We start from the raw sequence: 18417 nt of genomic DNA, 5'->3' as shown, positions 1-18417 counted from the left end.
TATATTCTTATTGATTAAATTAAACTTATTTATTAATAATTAAATTAACATTAGCAAACTAATTATATTTACTTAAAGCTTCGCATTTTATCAATATTTAATTCAAGCTCTGCTAATGTTTTGGCGATTTTACCAACATTGCCAGCGCCTTGAGTCAACACTAAGTCACCATCTTGGATAAGATTAGCGAGCGCTTGTGGAACTTCATTGTGATCATCCACAAAAATTGGTTCAACTTTACCACGAGTACGTATGGTTCGGCAAAGTGAGCGGCTATCTGCCCCTGCAATTAATTTCTCTCCCGCTGAATATACATCTAACATGATTAAAACATCAACTTTTTCGAGTACATTTGCAAAATCATCGTATAAATCACGTGTACGACTGTAACGGTGCGGTTGAAAAATCATCACAAGGCGTTTTTCTGGCCAACCTGAACGTGCTGCAGCAATGGTCACATCCACTTCACTTGGGTGATGACCATAATCATCGACCAACATAGCGCTGCCATTTCCGATATCAAATTCACCGTGATGATCAAAGCGACGGCCTGTGCCTTGAGTCTGCATTAAAGCATTCGCAATTGCTTCATCTGAGATTTCATCTTCCGTTGCAACCGCAATCGCAGCAGCTGCGTTAAGCGCATTATGCTTACCCGGAATATTCAAGCATACCTCAAGATCAGGACGACCTTTGCGACAGACGCGAAAACGCCCTTGCTGACCAGCTTGACTATAGTCACATAAACGCACATCTGCATCATCACTAAAGCCATAAGTGATCACTTGGCGGCTAATACGTGGGATCAACTCTCGCACCACAGGATCATCAATACACATAATCGCTTGCCCATAGAAAGGCAAGTTATGTAAGAAGTCGATAAAAGTTTGCTTGAGGGTTTCAAAGTCACCACCATAAGTTTCCATATGATCGGCTTCTATATTCGTGACAATGCTGACCATAGGTTTTAAGTGCAAAAATGACGCATCACTTTCATCTGCTTCAGCAATCAAATAACGACTTGAGCCTAAACGCGCGTTTGTGCCAGCGCTTTTCACCAGACCACCATTCACAAATGTTGGATCAAGACCCGCTTCTGAATAAATTTGCGTCACAAGCGCTGTGGTTGTGGTTTTACCATGTGTGCCTGCCACTGCAATACCATGACGAAAACGCATTAATTCTGCTAGCATTTCTGCGCGGCGCACAACGGGAATACGTTTTTCTTTTGCTGCGACAATTTCAGGGTTTTCAGTTGAAATTGCAGTAGAGACGACAACCACGCTTGCCATTTCGATATTTTCAGCGCTGTGACCGATAAAAATTTTAGCGCCTTTTTCAGCTAAACGCTCGGTGACAGGGTTTTGCGCCATATCTGAGCCGCTAATCGCATAACCTTCGTTTAATAATACTTCGGCAATCCCACTCATGCCTGCGCCACCGATACCGATGAAGTGAATACATTTAACGCGACGCATTTCAGGAATAATGGCACGAATCTCGGATAAATTTGGGTTTTGTTTTTCTAACATCTCGCTATATTCCTTAGCTTAAATCTTTAATTGCTTGCGCCACACGTACGTCCGCATCTGTGATTGCAGTTTGATGAGTTTTCTCAGCCATTTCAAGAAGCTTGCTACGATCAAGTTTTGCCAGTGCATCGGCAAGTGACTCTGGCGTGAGATCAGGTTGCTCGATCATCAACGCGCCACCGCATGCAACTAAGTGATCCGCATTGAGTGCTTGCTGGCGATCTTTATGCATGAAGGGAACGAAAATACAGCCAACACCAGCAGCAGAAACTTCTGAAACCGTTAACGCGCCAGAGCGGCACACAAGCACATCAGCCCATGCATAAGCCTCGGCGACATCTTCGATAAAATCAGTTGCTTGTGCATTTTCAACGTCAAGCTTGGCATAGTGGGCTTGAACCTCTTCGGCATTGCCTTTGCCCGCTTGGTGGCGAATTTGATACTTAACTTCTGTCTGAGTCTTTAATAAGGATAAAGTTTCAGGCAAGGTTTTATTTAAAATTGCAGCGCCTTGACTGCCGCCCATAACCAGAATACGCAGCGCATCATCACGCTTTGCAAATCGCTGCGCAGGCGGTGCTAATTCAACCACATCTTGGCGTACTGGGTTGCCGACAACGTCTGCATTTTCAAATGCACCAGGGAAGGCTTGCATCACGCGGCTGGCAATTTTAGATAGCCATTGGTTGGTTAAACCCGCCACTGCATTTTGCTCATGCAAGACAAGTGGAATGCCTAGCATTTTTGCCGCAACGCCGCCCGGGCCACTTACATAACCGCCCATGCCAAGGACGACATCTGGCTTCCAAGCTTGCAGGTGTTTACGTGCTTGCATCACTGCGTTGCTAATTTGAAACGGCGCTTTTAAAAGCTTAGCAACACCTTGACCACGCAGGCCTTTGACATGAATAAAATCGATTTCAATCCCATGTGCTGGCACCAAGTCCGCTTCCATACGATCAGGCGTACCTAACCAACGAATTTCCCAACCTTCTTGTTGAAGTTTTTTGGCCACAGCAAGCCCAGGAAACACATGTCCACCTGTACCACCGGCCATCACGAGTAATCGTTTTTTACGATCTGTTTGCGCTGCTTGCTCCATGTCTTCTTCCTGAGTTGGTTAATCGTTTAAATTCAATATTATTTCTTAGCTGGCTTTTTAAGCTTCAGCTTAGGTTTTAATTTAGGCGTCGCTTTCTTCACATCTGCTCTGGTCGCAGCTTGTGTTGTTTCTTGATTGCTAGGCGCTACCGCTTCATCCTGAATCACTTCTTTATCTGCTTCATCTTTTATATCAGCCGGGCTAGCTGAGCTTGCAAGCGGCGCCGGTTGATCTGCTTGAAGATTATTCGTTTGATCCTCTTCTTGCTCATCGATTGATTCATCTTGTTGAGAGTCCACTGGCTCTTGTGAATCAATGTCATCAAAAGCTGAATCTGGCGTGATCTTACGCTCAAACCTTGCTTTGATGCGGCACTCATAGTCAATGCGCAAAAGCAAAGCCACAGCCACGCTCATGATGATTAAACTCGAACCACCGTAACTAATCAAAGGCAAAGTCAGGCCTTTGGTCGGCACAATACCTGCAGCAGCGCCAACGTTAACGAGCGTTTGGAATGCAAACCAAATGCTGATACTCATCGCCAAGAAACCGCCAAAAAGTTGGCCTTCTTCAAGTGCTTTACGACCAATGCTCATGGCTTTAAAGATCAATGCAAAGATCAGCACTAAAATAGCTGCCACACCAATAAAGCCTAACTCTTCGCCAACAACAGCAAATACGAAGTCAGTATGCGCTTCAGGTAAGTATTCTAATTTTTGAATCGAGTTGCCAAGACCTTGACCAAACCAATCACCACGGCCAAACGCCATCAAAGATTGTGACAACTGATAACCTGTATCATACGGGTCTGAGAATGGGTCCCAGAATGAAGTCACGCGGCGCATACGATAAGGTTCGGCGATGATAAGTAAAGCAATCAAAGCGATCCCAGCCCCTATCAAAGCGATGAACTGCTTAAGCTTTGCACCTGCGATAAATAGCATGGCAAAAACTGTAACAAGCATTACAACCATGGTTCCGAGATCCGGCTGTAAGAGTAGCAAAAAGCCAAGTACGCCAAAAATCACTAATGGCTTTAAGAAGCCACCAAAAAATGAGCGACGTACTTCATCATTCTTACGCATTAAGTAGCTGGAAATAAACACAAATAATGAGAGCTTAGCAACTTCCGCAGGCTGTAAGTTAAATACTCCAAGTGGGATCCAACGCGCTGCACCATTTACCGACTTACCTGCGACTAATACCACCACAAGCAAGAAAATAGTGATCAGCAAAAAGTGCCCACTGTGTTTGATCCAACGCTCCAAAGGAATCGACATCACCACACCAGCTGCAATGATGGCAAGACCTAAGTTCAAGGCATGGCGCACCATAAAGTGATAGTGGTTGTCCACAAGCTTAGTACTAATCGGGAAAGAAGCTGAGGTTACCATAACCAAACCGGTAAGCATTAAGCTAAAGGCGATCCATACCAATTGACGATCATAAATACTATTTTTGGAGCCTTGCATAAACCAAGCCCCAAGCTTGCCAAAAGGTTGCATGAGTTTACTTTCTGTCACTTGTATCTCTTCTTATTTATTTAGCGCTGGCTGATGACTGACAAAGCGCAATAAAAGCATCACCGCGTGCCATGAAATTAGGGTATTGATCTAAGCTTGCACAAGCTGGGGACAACAAGACAAGATCGCCGGCTTGAACATTTTGTTTAATCTCAGCAATCGCTTGATCCATAGTTTGATATAAACACCCGCTTGGATGTAAATCTATAAGTTTTTCACCATCTTGGCCAAAACAATACAAAGCTAAGTCGTATTGTGCAAGCAGAGGTTTAAGCGGTGAAAAGTCAGCGCCTTTGCCGAGCCCGCCCATTAATAGATGTAAGCGCCCTTCAAGGGTTAAATTACCAAGCGCTGCTTCAGTGCTAGCAACATTGGTCGCTTTTGAGTCATTGATCCAACGCACACCATCTTGCTCTTTGACAAGTTGACAACGATGACTCAGACCTTGGTACGCTTTGAGTGCGTCATAAAGCGCTGGATTTTCAATGATATCCACACCAACAGATTTCACTAATGCAAGTGCAACCAGAGCATTACTATGATTGTGCGCACCGACTAACGCAAGTCTTGAGGTGGCAATTAAGGTTTGCTGGTTATAGCTAAGGTATTCTTTATCTTGAAAATGAATTTTACCAAGCTCGGCTTCATCTGAGCCAAAACTTAGAATTTCAATACTTTCTTTAGGATATAAGCTTGGATCAGGATAAGTCGCAAGATCGTCACGATTCACCACAGCAACTTTGGCATGTTTGTAGATACGCTGCTTGGCTGCAAGGTATTCTTCAAGCTTGTTGCTGTAGCGATCCATATGATCTTCAGTAAAGTTTAAAAATGCCGCAGCATTCAAAAATAAGCTATCTGTGGTTTCGAGCTGAAAACTAGACAACTCTAAGACATAAAGATCTTTATCTTGTTGCAATAGATCCAACGCTGGCACGCCGATATTACCGCCAATTGCAGCGTTTAAGCCTGAAGCATTTGCCAATACACCGGTTAAATCCGTAACTGTGCTTTTGCCATTTGATCCTGTAATCGCGACAACTTTTGCTGTTTGTTCTGGGTTTTTTTGACGGCGTCTTTCCATTTCCCACGCAAACAACTCAATGTCACCGACAAGCTTTACGCCGGCTTTTTTCGCCGCTTGCAAAATTGGGGTCGCCAATGCTATGCCAGGATTGACAACAATCAAATCAGCATCAAGTAACCAGTCTTCTTGCCACTCGCCAGTGTGCAATGGCAAGTCAGGATATGCCTCTTGCAAATTCTCAAGGCTTGGCGGGTTGGCACGTGAGTCATTGACTTTAATGCTTAAATCAGCAATGCCTTGGGCTTTCAAGCGCGCTAAGTGCGAGACGACCGAAAGGCCTGTTACACCTAAACCTAGCACGACTACATTCTTGATTTCTTGCCAATTTGACATACCCGCCACTCCTTATCCTTTGAGGCAGAAAGCTAATCTTAACGAACTTTTAGTGTCGCTAAACCGATTAAAACTAAGACGATAGAGATGATCCAAAAACGCACAATCACGCGCGGCTCTGGCCAACCTTTTAGCTCATAGTGATGGTGAATCGGAGCCATTCTAAAGATGCGTTGACCGCGCAGTTTGTAAGAACCTACTTGTAAGATGACCGATAGAGTTTCCATCACAAAAACGCCGCCCATAATAACAAGCACGAATTCTTGACGAACCAAGACAGCAATGGTGCCTAGTGCACCGCCAAGTGCCAATGAACCCACATCGCCCATGAATACTTGTGCTGGGTAGGTGTTAAACCATAAAAAGCCAAGACCCGCCCCTGAAATCGCGGCGCAGACAATCACCAATTCACTTGCATCTGCAAGATATGGGATATGTAGATAATCTGCGTAAGTGCTGTTACCCGTTGCCCATGCAATGCCGGCAAATGCAGCTGACACTAAGATAGTTGGCAGGATTGCAAGCCCGTCCAAGCCATCAGTGAGGTTCACTGCGTTACTCGTTCCGACGATCACAAAGTAGGTTAAAATGACATAAAAAAGACCAAGTTGTGGCATCACATCTTTGAAAAATGGCACGACAAGTTTGGTTGCATCGGTATCATGGCCGTGTGCATACAATGCAAATGCGACCACTAATGCAATCGCTGATTGCCAGAAGTATTTCCAGCGTGCGATCAGGCCATCAGTATTTTTACGCACGACTTTACGATAATCATCGACAAAGCCAACTGCGCCATAACCAAAGAGCACAAACATCACCGCCCAAACATACACGTTTGATAGATCAGACCATAAAAAAGTCGTTAAGCCGATAGCAGCTAAGATCATCAAGCCGCCCATAGTTGGCGTGCCGCGCTTACTAAAGTGCGATTCTGGACCATCGTGGCGTACAACTTGACCCACTTGGAGCAGTTGCAAACGTTCAATCATCTTAGGGCCGACCCAAAGCGAAAAACCAAGTGCGGTTAAGACACTTAAAATTGCGCGAAATGAAAGGTATTCGAATAAACGAAAGAATGAAAAGTAAGGCTGAAGTAAGTCAGCAAGCCACATGATCATGAGTATTTCTCCTGTAAAGCAGCAACAATTTTGCTCATTTTTGAGCTATTCGCACCTTTTACAAGAATGGTATGGTCTTGCTGTGCTGTCGTGTCTAAGTGTTGTTGAATATAAGCGATCATTTGCTCATGGCTGGCAAAATGCTGACCATGACAAATCTCGCTAATGATTTTGGTATCGTCACCAAAAGTTAAAACTTGCTCGAAGTTATATTGCGCCGCATGTTCCGCGACTTCTTTATGCATTGCTAGGCTTTGCTCGCCAAGCTCCGCCATAAAACCAAGCACAAACCAACGTGAGCCTTGATAATTTGCAAGTAAATCCGCAGCAGCTTTCATTGCCGGCACGCTCGCATTATAGCTATCATCAATCAAGCGAATATTATCGGAAAGTTGCAGCGCTTGAACGCGCCCTTTGACCGACATATCAAGACTTAAACCTTGGATAATCGCATCCAGCGTAACCCCAGCAGTCATTGCCATGGCGCTTGCTGCAATCGCATTGCCGACATTATGCTCGCCAATAATACTGAGAGAAACCTTAGCCTCTCCTTGTGGTGTATGCAGGGTAAATGTCGCACAGCCTTGCGCATTCACCTTAATCTCAGAGGCATAAAAGTGCGCATCGGGATTTGTTTTGGCTATCTTGATACATTTTTTATCAGCTAGCACACTGTCCCAAAGCTCACCGCCATTGCTATCTAAATTGACAATTGCGCTTTGACCAACACTTAAGCCTTGGTAAATTTCACCTTTAGCTTTTGCCACACCTTCGAGTGAACCAAAGCCTTCAAGGTGCGCCGCCGCTACATTATTTACCAATGCAATATCTGGCTGAACCAAGGCAGTGGTGTAAGCGATTTCACCAATATGATTCGCGCCAAGCTCGATCACCGCAAAATCATCGTCCATTTCAGAGCGAAATAGCGTTAATGGTACGCCAATGTCGTTATTAAAGTTACCTGCTGTTGAAAGTACCTTGCCTTGGGTAGACAAGATATTGGTTAGCATTTCTTTGACTGTGGTTTTACCGCAACTACCAGTCAAAGCAAAAGTGATCGCATTTTGGTGTGCTTGTTGATGCAGCCAAGCGCCAATTTTTCCAAGTGCAACTTTGGTGTCTGACACGACAAGTTGGGTGACTGCTAGATCAAGTTTTTTGGAAACAAGCAGCGCACTTGCACCTTGCTCCACCGCTTGCGCGGCAAAATCATGGGCATCGAAACGCTCGCCAATTAAGGCAATAAATAAACTATTCGCTTTGACTTGGCGCGTATCGGTTGTGATATCTAAAATTTGGCAATCTGTGCCAATCAATTCGCCATCCGTGACAGCTATTAATTCCTTGATAGAAAATGGAATCATCGTATCTTCCTAATTACTTTTTATTTTTATCGCAACAAGGCGCATTTAATAGCTCAAGTGCGGTTTCACGATCACTATAATGAATCGTCTGCGCACCAATAATTTGGTAATCTTCGTGGCCTTTGCCTGCAATTAAAATCATATCCTGCACTTGGGCATGAGTAAACGCATACTCAATCGCATCAAATCGGCTATGCATAACTTGAATTTGCTCTGGCTGCTCTGCGCCATCGAGCATATCTTTCACAATCGCCTTAGGATCTTCACTACGTGGATTATCATCTGTGATCACAAGCTTATCTGCATACGCTTGCGCTGCTTGAGTCATTAAAGGGCGTTTACCTGTGTCTCGGTCACCGCCGCAGCCAAAGATACACCAAAGCTCGCCTTCACAGTGTATACGCAAGGCTTGGAGTGCTTTTTCTAATGCATCTGGCGTGTGCGCATAATCAACCACTAGTTTTGGCGTGCTGCGTGCTGGGTCAAAGAAAAGCTCCATGCGACCAATCACAGGTTTTAGCTTAGAAGCTGTTTGCGCGAGAGTATCCAAAGGGATCCCAAGCACAAGCAAACTCGCCAGCGCGCTCAAAATATTCATGCCGTTAAACTGACCGATTAAAGGCGCAGTCAATTTAGCCTCTCCCCAAGAAGAAACCAGCTCAAGCGCTATTCCTTTTTCGGTATAAGCCAATGATTTGGTATAAATAAATTGATGTTTCGCTTGAATACTTGGCGAAATTTCGCTTAATGATAGGCAAGTAAGTGTTTGCTGACTCGCATGCCAGTTCGCCTCTTCTACCCATTGCATACCGACGGAATCATCGATATTAATCACAGCATGACGGCAAGAATGTTGGCTAAAAAGGCTTTGTTTTGCCGCTGCATAAGATGCCATATCACCATGATAATCAAGATGATCACGACTTAAATTAGTAAAGACGCCAACATCAAACGCTAGCGCCTTAACGCGACCTTGCACGAGTCCATGAGATGAAACTTCTAATGCGCTTAAATCCGCATCTTGCGTAGCAAAGCTTGCTAACTTCTTTTGAATTTCAATCGCGCTGCCTGTAGTGTTAGCAGCGGTTTGCAAATTATCTAAAAAACCATTACCCGTTGTACCCATCACCGCAGCTTTTTTACCGATTAAGCCAGCCCATTGCGCAATTAATTGCGAGATCGTGGTTTTACCGTTGGTACCAGTGATCCCAACAAGCTGCATATTTTGATAAGGGTAAACAGACTTAGCAAGTTGGCTTAATTGCTGAGCTAGCGCATGGATATAAATAATCACATGGCTTTGATCCGCTGCAATCTCAAGGCGCGAATCGCCATCACATGCATCAGCAAAGATAACTTGAACACCTTTGTCTAAAGCTTGAGGGATAAAATTACGCGCATCGAGCTGATGACCTTTAACTGCAACAAACACATCTTGTGACGTTAGATTGCGGCTATCTAGCTCTAGATTTGTTACTGGCAATGCGCCAAATTTAGAGGCGCTTAATTGGGTTAATTCCTCTTGCGTTATAAACGCTGAAACCAAATCAGCCAACGCGATTGGATTTGAATTTAACTGCATCTTCATCCCTAAATTTAATTATTCTTATTGATGCCATCAGGTGCAACATTCATGATTTGCAAAGCGCCTTTCATGATTTCAGAAAAGACAGGGCCGGCAACCGAACCGCCGTAGTATTGATCCCCTTGCGGCTCATTGACCACCACAACCAAGGCAAATCTAGGATCACTCACAGGCGCAACCCCTGCGGTTAAACCAACGTATTGGTCGCTATAACCACCCGCTTCAGCTTTACGTGAGGTACCCGTTTTCGCGCCGATACGATAACCTGGCACTTGGGCTTGAATCGCTGTACCACCTTTTTGCGTCACGCCTTCTAGCATGTCCACAACTTCGCGCGCAACTTTGGCACTCGCTACACGGTGCGGCGGCTCTTTTGGAGAGTCTTTCACAATACGCAATGGGTGATACATCCCCATACCACCTAAGGTTGCATAGGCATGAGCTAATTGAATCGGAGTCACCGAAATACCATAACCAAAGGCTAGTGTTGCTTGTTCAAACTGAGACCAACGGCTACGCGTTGGGAAAATACCTTCCACTTCACCGCGTAAGTTTGTGCCCGATAGTTGCCCAAAGCCCACATCGCCATACATGGCAAGTAGTTCTTGGACCGGCATACGAAGTGCAACTTTCGCCGAGCCAATGTTACTCGATTTTTTCAAGATTAAGGCTAAATCTGCTTCACCGACAGGACTTGAATCACGAACGCGGCTGCCGCCAACACGCCAAATGCCGTTTCCTGTATCGATTTTCTCTGTTGTGGTCACCACGCCTTTTTCAAGTCCAGCTAACACCACAAAAGGCTTCATGGTTGAACCCGGCTCAAGCGAATCGGTAATCGTACGGTTACGCATACGGAAACTTTGTAGTTGCGAGCGATTATTTGGGTTATAAGATGGCGCATTAACCATCGCCAAGATGTCGCCATTTTTCACATCGACCAAGACAGCCGAAGCCGAAGTCGCACGAAAATCTGCCACCGCTTGTTTGACGGCTTTATATGCGATCGATTGAATACGTTGATCAATTGTAAGTTGAATCGGCTGACCTGGCTCTTGCTCTTGAAGTGCAACGTTTTCAACAACATTACCGTCTTTATCTTTACGAATCGTGCGCTTACCAGCTTCACCGGTTAAATGCTCATCATAGCTTTTTTCAATCCCTTCAAGACCATGTCCGTCAATCCCTGTCACGCCAATAACGTGCGCGCTAACTTCACCAGCAGGGTAATAACGGCGGCTTTCTTTCTTCAGGTTGATCCCCGGCAATTTAAGGTCACGAACATATTGAGCAATCGCAGGGCTAACTTGACGTTGCAAGTAAATAAAGCGTTTGGTTTTATTACGCTCAAGACGTGCCATCATTTTATCTGCATCAATATTTAATGCTGTGGCGAGCGCGCGCCAACGCTTAACATCAGCAAGGCCACCTTTTTTAAATACATCTTTTGGATCGGCGTAGACAGCTTCCACTGGCACACTCACAGCAAGTTGCTCGCCGTTGCGATCAGAAATAATGCCTCGCGCACTTGGAATAGACTTAACGCGAAGTGAGCGCTTATCACCCTCTTCAATTAAGTTGCCCGGTTTGATGACTTGAATATATGCCGTGCGCCCAAGCAAAATAACTAAAGCTAGCCCTAAAAAGACTAAAACTGTTTTATAGCGCCAACCAATCAAAGCGCCATCTTTAACATGAGTCTTGGCCTGTTTCGCATCGCGAAAATCCGTGCGCTTTTTTGAGAATTTAGAACTAGACTTCTTCATTTGAAATTCACAATCACTTCTTTGTCTGCATCTGGACGTATCATATCCAGCTCTTTAGTAGCAAGGCGCTGTACACGGCTGTGCTCTGCGAGCGAGTTTTCTTCTAAGATAAGGTTTGACCATTCATCGTCAAGTTTCACCCTTTCTTCTAATAATCTATCTCTGTGGCTAATTTGGTTTCTAGTTTCATAAGTCACCAGCACCACTGAGATCGATGAGATTAAGATTAAAATCAGTAGCAACAGGTGAAACCAACCTACCTTGAAAATATCTTGCAATACAGATTGGACAAGACTTTCATTAACTGAAAAGTCATCCGCCTCTGGCGAACTTGTCTTATCATTAAGCGCTTGATTATTTTCTAATAAAGCAGGAGAAGTTAAATCTTGATTTCTCATCGTGATCGACTCTTAAAGCTTTTGTGCCACACGCAAAACTGAGCTGCGTGAACGTGGGTTTTGTTCTACCTCAGCTTGGCTTGGTTTCGTTGCCTTGCCAATTGGCTTCATTTTTGCACTACCAAGCGCCTTGATTTGATCTTCCGTCAACGGCAAGCCATGTGGCACTGTTGGTCCTTGGCTTTCACGGCGGATAAAACGCTTCACCATACGATCTTCAAGCGAGTGGAAGCTGATCACCGACAAGCGACCTTCAGGTGCAAGGATCGCCATTGCGCCATTTAACGCTTTATCGATTTCTTCAAGCTCACTATTGATATAAATGCGGATCGCTTGGAAGCTACGCGTCGCTGGGTGCTTTTTCTCTTTAAAATTCTTTGGTGCGCTTTGCTCAATCAACTTCGCGAGTTGACTCGTGCGGGTCAAAGGTGGGTTTTCTTCATTTAGGCAATACTCAACGATGCCACGTGCAATACGACGTGCATGCTTTTCTTCGCCAAACTCACGCAAGACCCAAGTGATGTCATCAAGCTCTGCTTGCATCAGCCAATCTGCTGCGCTAATTCCAGAAGTTGGATCCATACGCATATCTAGCGGGCCATCTTTCATAAAGCTAAAGCCGCGCTCAGCATCATCAAGCTGTGGTGAAGACACGCCTAAATCAAAGAGTACGCCGTCCACTTTGCCAGCTAAACCTAAATCCGTTAAATAGGTTTCAATGCCTGAAAAAGGACCGTGGATGATTTGAAACCTAGGATCGTCAATTTTTTGCGCTTCAGCAATCGCCGTTGGATCGCGGTCAATTGAATACAAACGTCCATTTTCGCCAAGACGAGATAAGATTTGACGACTGTGACCGCCACGGCCAAATGTCCCGTCGACATAAATGCCATCAGGTTTAATTGCGAGTCCATCGAGGGATTCGTTGAGCAGTACAGATACGTGAGAAAAAGATCCGGTCATAAGGCACTAATAATTAAAGGTTAAATAAATGTTAGTCATTATTAATAGCTGTTGCTTGTTATAATAATTAACACAAAAAGTAGTTTCTATATATTTAGCTTGCATAAGCTTTAAAATATAAAAGGTATAGGATATTCGTCTAAGGCGCTCAAGGCAAGCAAAGTGTGAGTTTGAAAGGGCTAAATACAAAAAAACCACACCATCCAGATATGCGAAACATATACCGAATAAGGTGTGGCAATTTTGTCAAAAATAAGACAATAAATTGTCAAATTTTAAATGAGGTGAGTTGACACTATAAGCCGGGTTCTGTCTCCGTAAGTCATTTGTAAACAAATAAAATACAGCGATAGCCATTCGTCTAGGCCAGCAATCGCTCACTGGCTCAAGCAACCTACCCGCCCCCTAACGCGAGCCACGCTGTGTGAGGGCCTATTTGGTCTTGCTTCGGGTGGAGTTTACCCTGCTACGCACTGTTACCAGACGCACGGTGCGCTCTTACCGCACCCTTTCACCCTTACCTGTTCGCCCCTTGCGGATAGCGTCATCGGCGGTCTTCTCTCTGCTGCACTTGTCGTGAGCTCGCACTCCCCAGGCGTTACCTGGCACCCTGCTCTATGAAGCCCGGACTTTCCTCCCCTCCGACAGTCTCCCTCACATAAAGTAAAGGGACATCAACGAAGCAGCGACTATCTCGGTCAACTCGCGGCGGATTATAGAGATAAAGGTGCTCTATGTCTAGTCGAGATAAACAAATCCCTTATAATCCAGCCTCAAGACCCCATTTATATAATGCATTTTTCTTTAAATTATGCATTTGAGCAATCATGGCGGCGGCTTTTTTAAGCGGTAATTCTTGTACTAAAATTTGCAGATGACGGAGTGCTTCATCTGGCAAAGCATCTTCAGACTTATCTTCACGATGACCGTGAACTAAAACAACCATCTCGCCACGCGTGCGATTCGTATCTTCTTTTGTCCAATCAATGAGTTCACCTAATGGTGCGCCATAAATAGTCTCAAATGTTTTGGTTAGCTCTCGTGCTAGCACAACCTCCCGATCCGGACCAAGAATTGACAACATATCTTGTAGACTTTCTGCTATTCTATGAGGAGATTCATAAAAAATGCAGGTGCGCTCAGCTTTCGCTATTTCAAGCAGTTTATCTTGACGCGCTTTACGTTTCGGTGGGAAAAAACCCTCAAAGCTAAAGCGATCCGATGGTAAACCTGAAGCACTTAAAGCTGTGATCACAGCACATGCCCCAGGCAAAGGAATCACAGAAATACCAACGGCGCGGCAAGCTTTAACTAAGTGATAACCAGGGTCGCTAATCAGTGGTGTCCCGGCATCTGAAACTAAAGCAATAGATTGACCTGATTGAATTTTTTCAACTAATGCTTGCGCTTTTTGCTGCTCATTGTGATCATGTAATGGATAGGTTTTTGTGGATATATTAAAATAAGCCAATAAACGTCCAGAATGACGCGTATCTTCTGCGGCGATGAGGTCAACTTGATTTAAGACATTTAAACTACGCTGGGTAATATCTCCTAAATTACCAATCGGCGTTGGGACAATATAAAGCGCAGGAGAGTCGATTAAATCTGTTTTAGGAGCGGGTGAATCTATTTTGGAATCTATCATTTAGCACCATCTTGAGCAGCAAGTTTTATTTTATAGGTTTGATACATAGCACATTGAAAGCTTCACTAAACTTTCATCTATATTCCAGGAAAAGAATATAGGCTCTATCAAGTTAGATTTAAATCATCACTAGAAGAATCGAGAATTATGGACATTATGCATCAAAAGTATCTAAGTATATCACGCTTATTTTTTATCTGTGTGTTCGCGTTTACTTTATCTGCTTGCGGCAGCTTACAAGGATTTGGTGAAAGCGTTGACGTCTCTCAGGCACCACAATTAACACCACAAGAGTATGAACAAAAAGCACAAGCTTCTACCGGTTCAACCCAAGCTGGCTGGAACATCGTTGCCTTAAAAGCAAATATTGCACAAGGTAATTATGACGCAGCTTTAACTCAGCTAAATAGCATTAATCCAGAGACATTAACTGAAAAGCAAAATGCCGAGTGGATGCTTGCTCGTGCTCAAATCCAGCAATATCAAAAAGTTGCACCAGCTACCATTTTATCAAGCTTAAACTTTAACAAAAACTGGTCACTTGAAGATAGCCAATGGGCGCGCTATCACACACTTCGCTCGGATTTAATGCGCGCGAACAAAGACTACCTTAACTCAAGTCGTGAATTGATTTCATCACGTTATTATCAAGATGTACAAACACATCAAGCTATCTCTGATGGCATTTGGGATAACATGATGCATTACAATTCTAGCCAATTGCAGGGTTTAAACGTCGCATCAGATGAAAGCGAGTTGCAAGGTTGGATTTTTGTCGCGACACAGGTTAAGACCAATGCAAATGATCGTGATGCTCTCAATAGCCGACTGCAATCTTGGTATGAGATCAACCCAACCCATCCAATCGTGACCAACCCTCCGCAGCAGTTGCAGTCTTGGATAAATGGTGATGCAAGCCAACCAAAAAATATTGCCTTACTACTGCCACTTTCAGGCAAGTTTGGTACTCAAGGGCAAACCATTCGTGATGGCTTTATTCATGCCATGACCAATGACAGCACACGCCCATTGGATATGCAGCTCAATGTGATTGATACTGCATCGACAGATGTAAATAGCATTTACCAGCAGCTAAGCACAAATCAAACTGATTTTGTCGTTGGCCCATTAATCAAAAGTAATATTGAGAGCTTCCAAACCCTCAATGCTAATGGTGCTATTCCTATGCTAGCACTCAACTTCCCAGGTACGAAGAAAGAGCAATTATCTTCATGCTACTTAACGCTTTCACCAGAGCAAGAGGCAGAGCAAGCTGCGATTCATATTTATCAAAAAGGTCTACGTAAACCGCTAGTGATTGTTCCTCGTAACAAGCTGGGTGAACGTATGCGTAATGCATTCCAAGCGAAATGGAAGAGCTTAACGGGTGATACAGCTGCAACCGGTAGCTTTGGTGATACTTCATCAATGGCATCAAGTGTACGTGCAGCCTTCTCTGGCGCAGGTGGTGTTGATGCAACTTACATCATTGCAACTCGTAGCGAACTAACCTTACTTAAGCCTTACGTGGATGTATCGGTAAGCAGCTCAAGTCAAATGCCTATCTTCACTAGCTCTCGTAGTAACCCGAGCCCTATTGAATCTTACTTAGACCTACATGGCGTTGAATATAGCGATATCCCAGCGATTGTAGAACCAGATCCTTCGTTCAAAGCTGAGTACAATACGCTCTTCCCTGATAGCAGCTATGCTGAGATCCGCCTCCATTCATTAGGTATGGATGCTTACTCTTTAATTGCTAAATTACCTGTGATGAAGCTTAGCGATACCTATGCGATTAATGGTCAAACTGGACGCCTAACTATGGGTCAAGACTGTACGATTGATCGTGAGCTTAGTTGGGGCGTATATGATACCTTTGCTGCAGCAGCGGCTGAAGATCAGTTCCAAACAAGCGGGAGCTCTAGTGTAGAAGAAGCATCAGAGGAGAATACTTCGGATGACTCAGCAGAAGAAGCGCCACAGTCAGCACAAGATGTTTCAGATGTGGAGCCTAATTCTTAAATCTGACACAATCAAGCAGTAAGTCTTATTTTAAACTTGCTATTTTAGGAGGTAATTATGCCAAATAAGATAGCAAGCAAGAAAATTGGACAAGAATATGAAGCCTTGGCATTAGAGTTTCTCTTACGCCAAGGCTTTTTTTTACTTGAAAGAAATTTCCAAATACGTGGCGCTGAAATTGATCTAATTATGAAGCATCATGGCGTTATTGTTTTTGTTGAAGTCAAATACCGTAAAGATGCAGCTCATGGGCATGCGAATGAAATGCTAAGTTACGCTCAATCGAAGCGGATTATGAAAGCAGCTTTCCTATGGCTTAAAAAGCATGCTTATCGAATCGAGCATACTGAGTTTAGGTTTGATCTTATCGCTATTAGCCACGGCTCTTATCTCCCCTGCGCTACAATCAATATTTTAAATCGCCCCGATTTACAGGTAGAATGGTTACAAAACGTCATAACTCAAGACTAATGTCTTTTCTACCACCACAGACAAATAAAGGATAAGCAATGCAAGAGCGCATTAGTGATACTTTTAAAGAAAGCATTCAAATACAAATTGCCGCTGCAGAAGCACTACCAGATGCGATTACACACGCTTCACAAGCCTTAGTCAGTAGTTTGCTTAATGGAAACAAAATTCTTTGTTGTGGTAATGGTGGCAGCGCCGCTAATGCGCAGCAGTTTGTGACTAGCCTTATCCATCAATTTGAAACCCAGCGCCCGAGCTTTCCTGCGCTCGCTCTTTCTTCTGATCCTAGTTCGTTAACTGGTATTGCTAATGACGAAAATTATGAAGAAGTGTTTGCTAAACAAGTACGTGCTTTTGGTCAAACTGGCGATATATTAATTGCGATTTCACCAAGCGGTCATTGTAAGAGCGTGATTAAAGCAGTTGAGGCTGCAGTCACTCGTGATATGACGATTATCGCCCTGACAGGTCAAGATGGTGGAGATTTAGCCGGCCTTCTTGGCGAGTCTGATGTCGAGATTCGTATCCCAAGTCAGCGTATCCCTCGCATTCATGAAGTCCACCTGCTGACCTTAAATTGTTTGTGTGATTTAATCGAACAAGTAATTTTTGGCGTAGAGTGATCTCCCCACTAACATCCTCGAGATCAAGATATCTTCTTTCTATTTAGGTTAACGTCATACTTTGAGTTAACCTAAATCCTTTTCTCAAATCTATTACTTTAGCTAATTTCAGATATGCTCCCCAGTCTTTCGATTGAGGTTCAAAGATGGCAGGGGCTTCGATTCTCTAACGCCCAACACGCGCTATTTATTGGCATTAGGGGGAATCCGCTGCTTTGACAAATTCTAGGCATAAAAAAACCCCAGTCTTTCGACTGAGGTTCAAAGATGGCAGGGGCTTCGATTCTCTAACGCCCAACACGCGCTATTTATTGGCATTAGGGGAATCCGCTGCTCTGCCAAATTTTAGGCATAAAAAAACCCCAGTCTTTCGACTGAGGTTCAAAGATGGCAGGGGTGGAGAGATTCGAACTCCCAACACGCGGATTTGGAATCCGCTGCTCTGCCAATTGGAGCTACACCCCTAACTTGTTGTTTATACTACTTTATATAAAAGTAAGTGTAAACATTTTTCTTCTAAGAATAAGTGGCGGAGTGGACGGGACTCGAACCCGCGACCCCCGGCGTGACAGGCCGGTATTCTAACCAACTGAACTACCACTCCGCAACTAATTTGGTGCACAATAAAGTCTAACTTAAACTGCTTTATTGTTTTTTTGCTTTTAGATTTTTATTAAAAATCTGAAAGCAATTAAAAGAACCTGGCGATGTCCTACTCTCACATGGGGAAACCCCACACTACCATCGGCGCTATTACGTTTCACTTCTGAGTTCGGCATGGAATCAGGTGGGTCCATAATGCTATGGTCGCCAAGTAAATTCTTTTTATTTAACGTTTCACGTTAAATAATAATTCGGAAAGCTGTTATTTCTTTT

At 44.0% G+C, this 18417-nt stretch carries 13 protein-coding genes, 2 tRNA genes, 1 rRNA gene, 1 other RNA gene and 1 pseudogene; 3 read left to right on the top strand and 15 right to left on the bottom strand.

What is annotated here, in order from left to right:
• Positions 1 to 68: 68 nt before the first annotated feature.
• The 12 genes and pseudogenes from murC to rsmI all read right to left on the bottom strand — a co-directional run bounded on the left by murC (position 69) and on the right by rsmI (position 14422).
• Positions 69 to 1532, bottom strand: coding sequence for a UDP-N-acetylmuramate--L-alanine ligase (gene murC / locus AC2VOY_RS08500; RefSeq protein WP_491830882.1), 1464 nt, complete (start codon positions 1530 to 1532; stop codon positions 69 to 71).
• 13 nt (positions 1533 to 1545) lie between these two features.
• The gene (gene murG / locus AC2VOY_RS08495) at positions 1546 to 2634 is read right to left on the bottom strand and encodes an undecaprenyldiphospho-muramoylpentapeptide beta-N-acetylglucosaminyltransferase (RefSeq protein WP_491830881.1); all 1089 of its coding nucleotides are present in this window, start codon (positions 2632 to 2634) and stop codon (positions 1546 to 1548) included.
• A gap of 356 nt (positions 2635 to 2990) precedes the next feature.
• Positions 2991 to 4139: pseudogene (gene ftsW, locus AC2VOY_RS08490) on the bottom strand (cell division protein FtsW); the annotation flags it as partial.
• A gap of 34 nt (positions 4140 to 4173) precedes the next feature.
• Positions 4174 to 5577, bottom strand: coding sequence for a UDP-N-acetylmuramoyl-L-alanine--D-glutamate ligase (gene murD, locus AC2VOY_RS08485; RefSeq protein ID WP_491830880.1), 1404 nt, complete (start codon positions 5575 to 5577; stop codon positions 4174 to 4176).
• Positions 5578 to 5615: 38 nt separating this feature from the next.
• Positions 5616 to 6698 (bottom strand): phospho-N-acetylmuramoyl-pentapeptide-transferase, encoded by a 1083-nt coding sequence (gene mraY / locus AC2VOY_RS08480; RefSeq protein ID WP_491830879.1) that lies wholly within the window; start codon positions 6696 to 6698, stop codon positions 5616 to 5618.
• Positions 6695 to 8062 (bottom strand): UDP-N-acetylmuramoyl-tripeptide--D-alanyl-D-alanine ligase, encoded by a 1368-nt coding sequence (locus AC2VOY_RS08475; RefSeq protein ID WP_491830878.1) that lies wholly within the window; start codon positions 8060 to 8062, stop codon positions 6695 to 6697. Before AC2VOY_RS08475 ends, mraY begins: the two co-directional genes overlap by 4 nt.
• A gap of 13 nt (positions 8063 to 8075) precedes the next feature.
• Positions 8076 to 9644: a UDP-N-acetylmuramoyl-L-alanyl-D-glutamate--2,6-diaminopimelate ligase gene (gene murE, locus AC2VOY_RS08470; RefSeq protein WP_491830877.1), complete on the bottom strand. Its 1569-nt coding sequence runs from the start codon at positions 9642 to 9644 to the stop codon at positions 8076 to 8078.
• 14 nt (positions 9645 to 9658) lie between these two features.
• Positions 9659 to 11413 (bottom strand): penicillin-binding transpeptidase domain-containing protein, encoded by a 1755-nt coding sequence (locus AC2VOY_RS08465; RefSeq protein ID WP_491830876.1) that lies wholly within the window; start codon positions 11411 to 11413, stop codon positions 9659 to 9661.
• Positions 11410 to 11811, bottom strand: coding sequence for a cell division protein FtsL (ftsL, locus tag AC2VOY_RS08460; protein WP_491830875.1), 402 nt, complete (start codon positions 11809 to 11811; stop codon positions 11410 to 11412). The genes AC2VOY_RS08465 and ftsL overlap by 4 nt, the downstream gene beginning before the upstream one ends.
• A 12-nt stretch (positions 11812 to 11823) precedes the next feature.
• Entirely contained in the window at positions 11824 to 12774 is a 951-nt protein-coding gene (gene rsmH, locus AC2VOY_RS08455) for a 16S rRNA (cytosine(1402)-N(4))-methyltransferase RsmH (protein ID WP_491830874.1), read from the bottom strand.
• A gap of 282 nt (positions 12775 to 13056) precedes the next feature.
• Positions 13057 to 13479: RNase P RNA component class A (gene rnpB, locus AC2VOY_RS08450), an RNA gene on the bottom strand.
• 55 nt (positions 13480 to 13534) lie between these two features.
• Entirely contained in the window at positions 13535 to 14422 is an 888-nt protein-coding gene (gene rsmI, locus AC2VOY_RS08445; protein ID WP_491830873.1) for a 16S rRNA (cytidine(1402)-2'-O)-methyltransferase, read from the bottom strand.
• Positions 14423 to 14578: 156 nt separating this feature from the next.
• On the opposite strand from rsmI, the gene AC2VOY_RS08440 reads away from it, so the two are divergent.
• The 3 genes from AC2VOY_RS08440 to AC2VOY_RS08430 are packed head-to-tail and all read left to right on the top strand — an operon-like array spanning position 14579 to position 17541.
• Positions 14579 to 16447: a penicillin-binding protein activator gene (locus AC2VOY_RS08440; RefSeq protein WP_491830872.1), complete on the top strand. Its 1869-nt coding sequence runs from the start codon at positions 14579 to 14581 to the stop codon at positions 16445 to 16447.
• 57 nt (positions 16448 to 16504) lie between these two features.
• Positions 16505 to 16918: a YraN family protein gene (locus AC2VOY_RS08435; RefSeq protein WP_491830871.1), complete on the top strand. Its 414-nt coding sequence runs from the start codon at positions 16505 to 16507 to the stop codon at positions 16916 to 16918.
• Between the two features lie 38 nt (positions 16919 to 16956).
• A complete protein-coding gene (locus AC2VOY_RS08430; RefSeq protein WP_491830870.1) occupies positions 16957 to 17541 on the top strand; it encodes an SIS domain-containing protein in 585 nt (194 codons plus the stop codon).
• Between the two features lie 388 nt (positions 17542 to 17929).
• Here the strand turns inward: AC2VOY_RS08430 and AC2VOY_RS08425 are convergent.
• The 3 genes from AC2VOY_RS08425 to rrf all read right to left on the bottom strand — a co-directional run bounded on the left by AC2VOY_RS08425 (position 17930) and on the right by rrf (position 18356).
• Positions 17930 to 18006 (bottom strand) — tRNA-Trp (locus AC2VOY_RS08425).
• A gap of 62 nt (positions 18007 to 18068) precedes the next feature.
• A tRNA-Asp gene (locus AC2VOY_RS08420) sits at positions 18069 to 18145 on the bottom strand.
• 95 nt (positions 18146 to 18240) lie between these two features.
• Positions 18241 to 18356: ribosomal RNA gene (gene rrf / locus AC2VOY_RS08415) — 5S ribosomal RNA — on the bottom strand.
• Between the last annotated feature and the right edge of the window lie 61 nt (positions 18357 to 18417).

This window comes from Vibrio sp. KMM 9700, from assembly GCF_058545285.1.
Note: the sequence above shows the minus strand (reverse complement) of the source record. Positions and strands in the feature narration are given on the sequence as shown.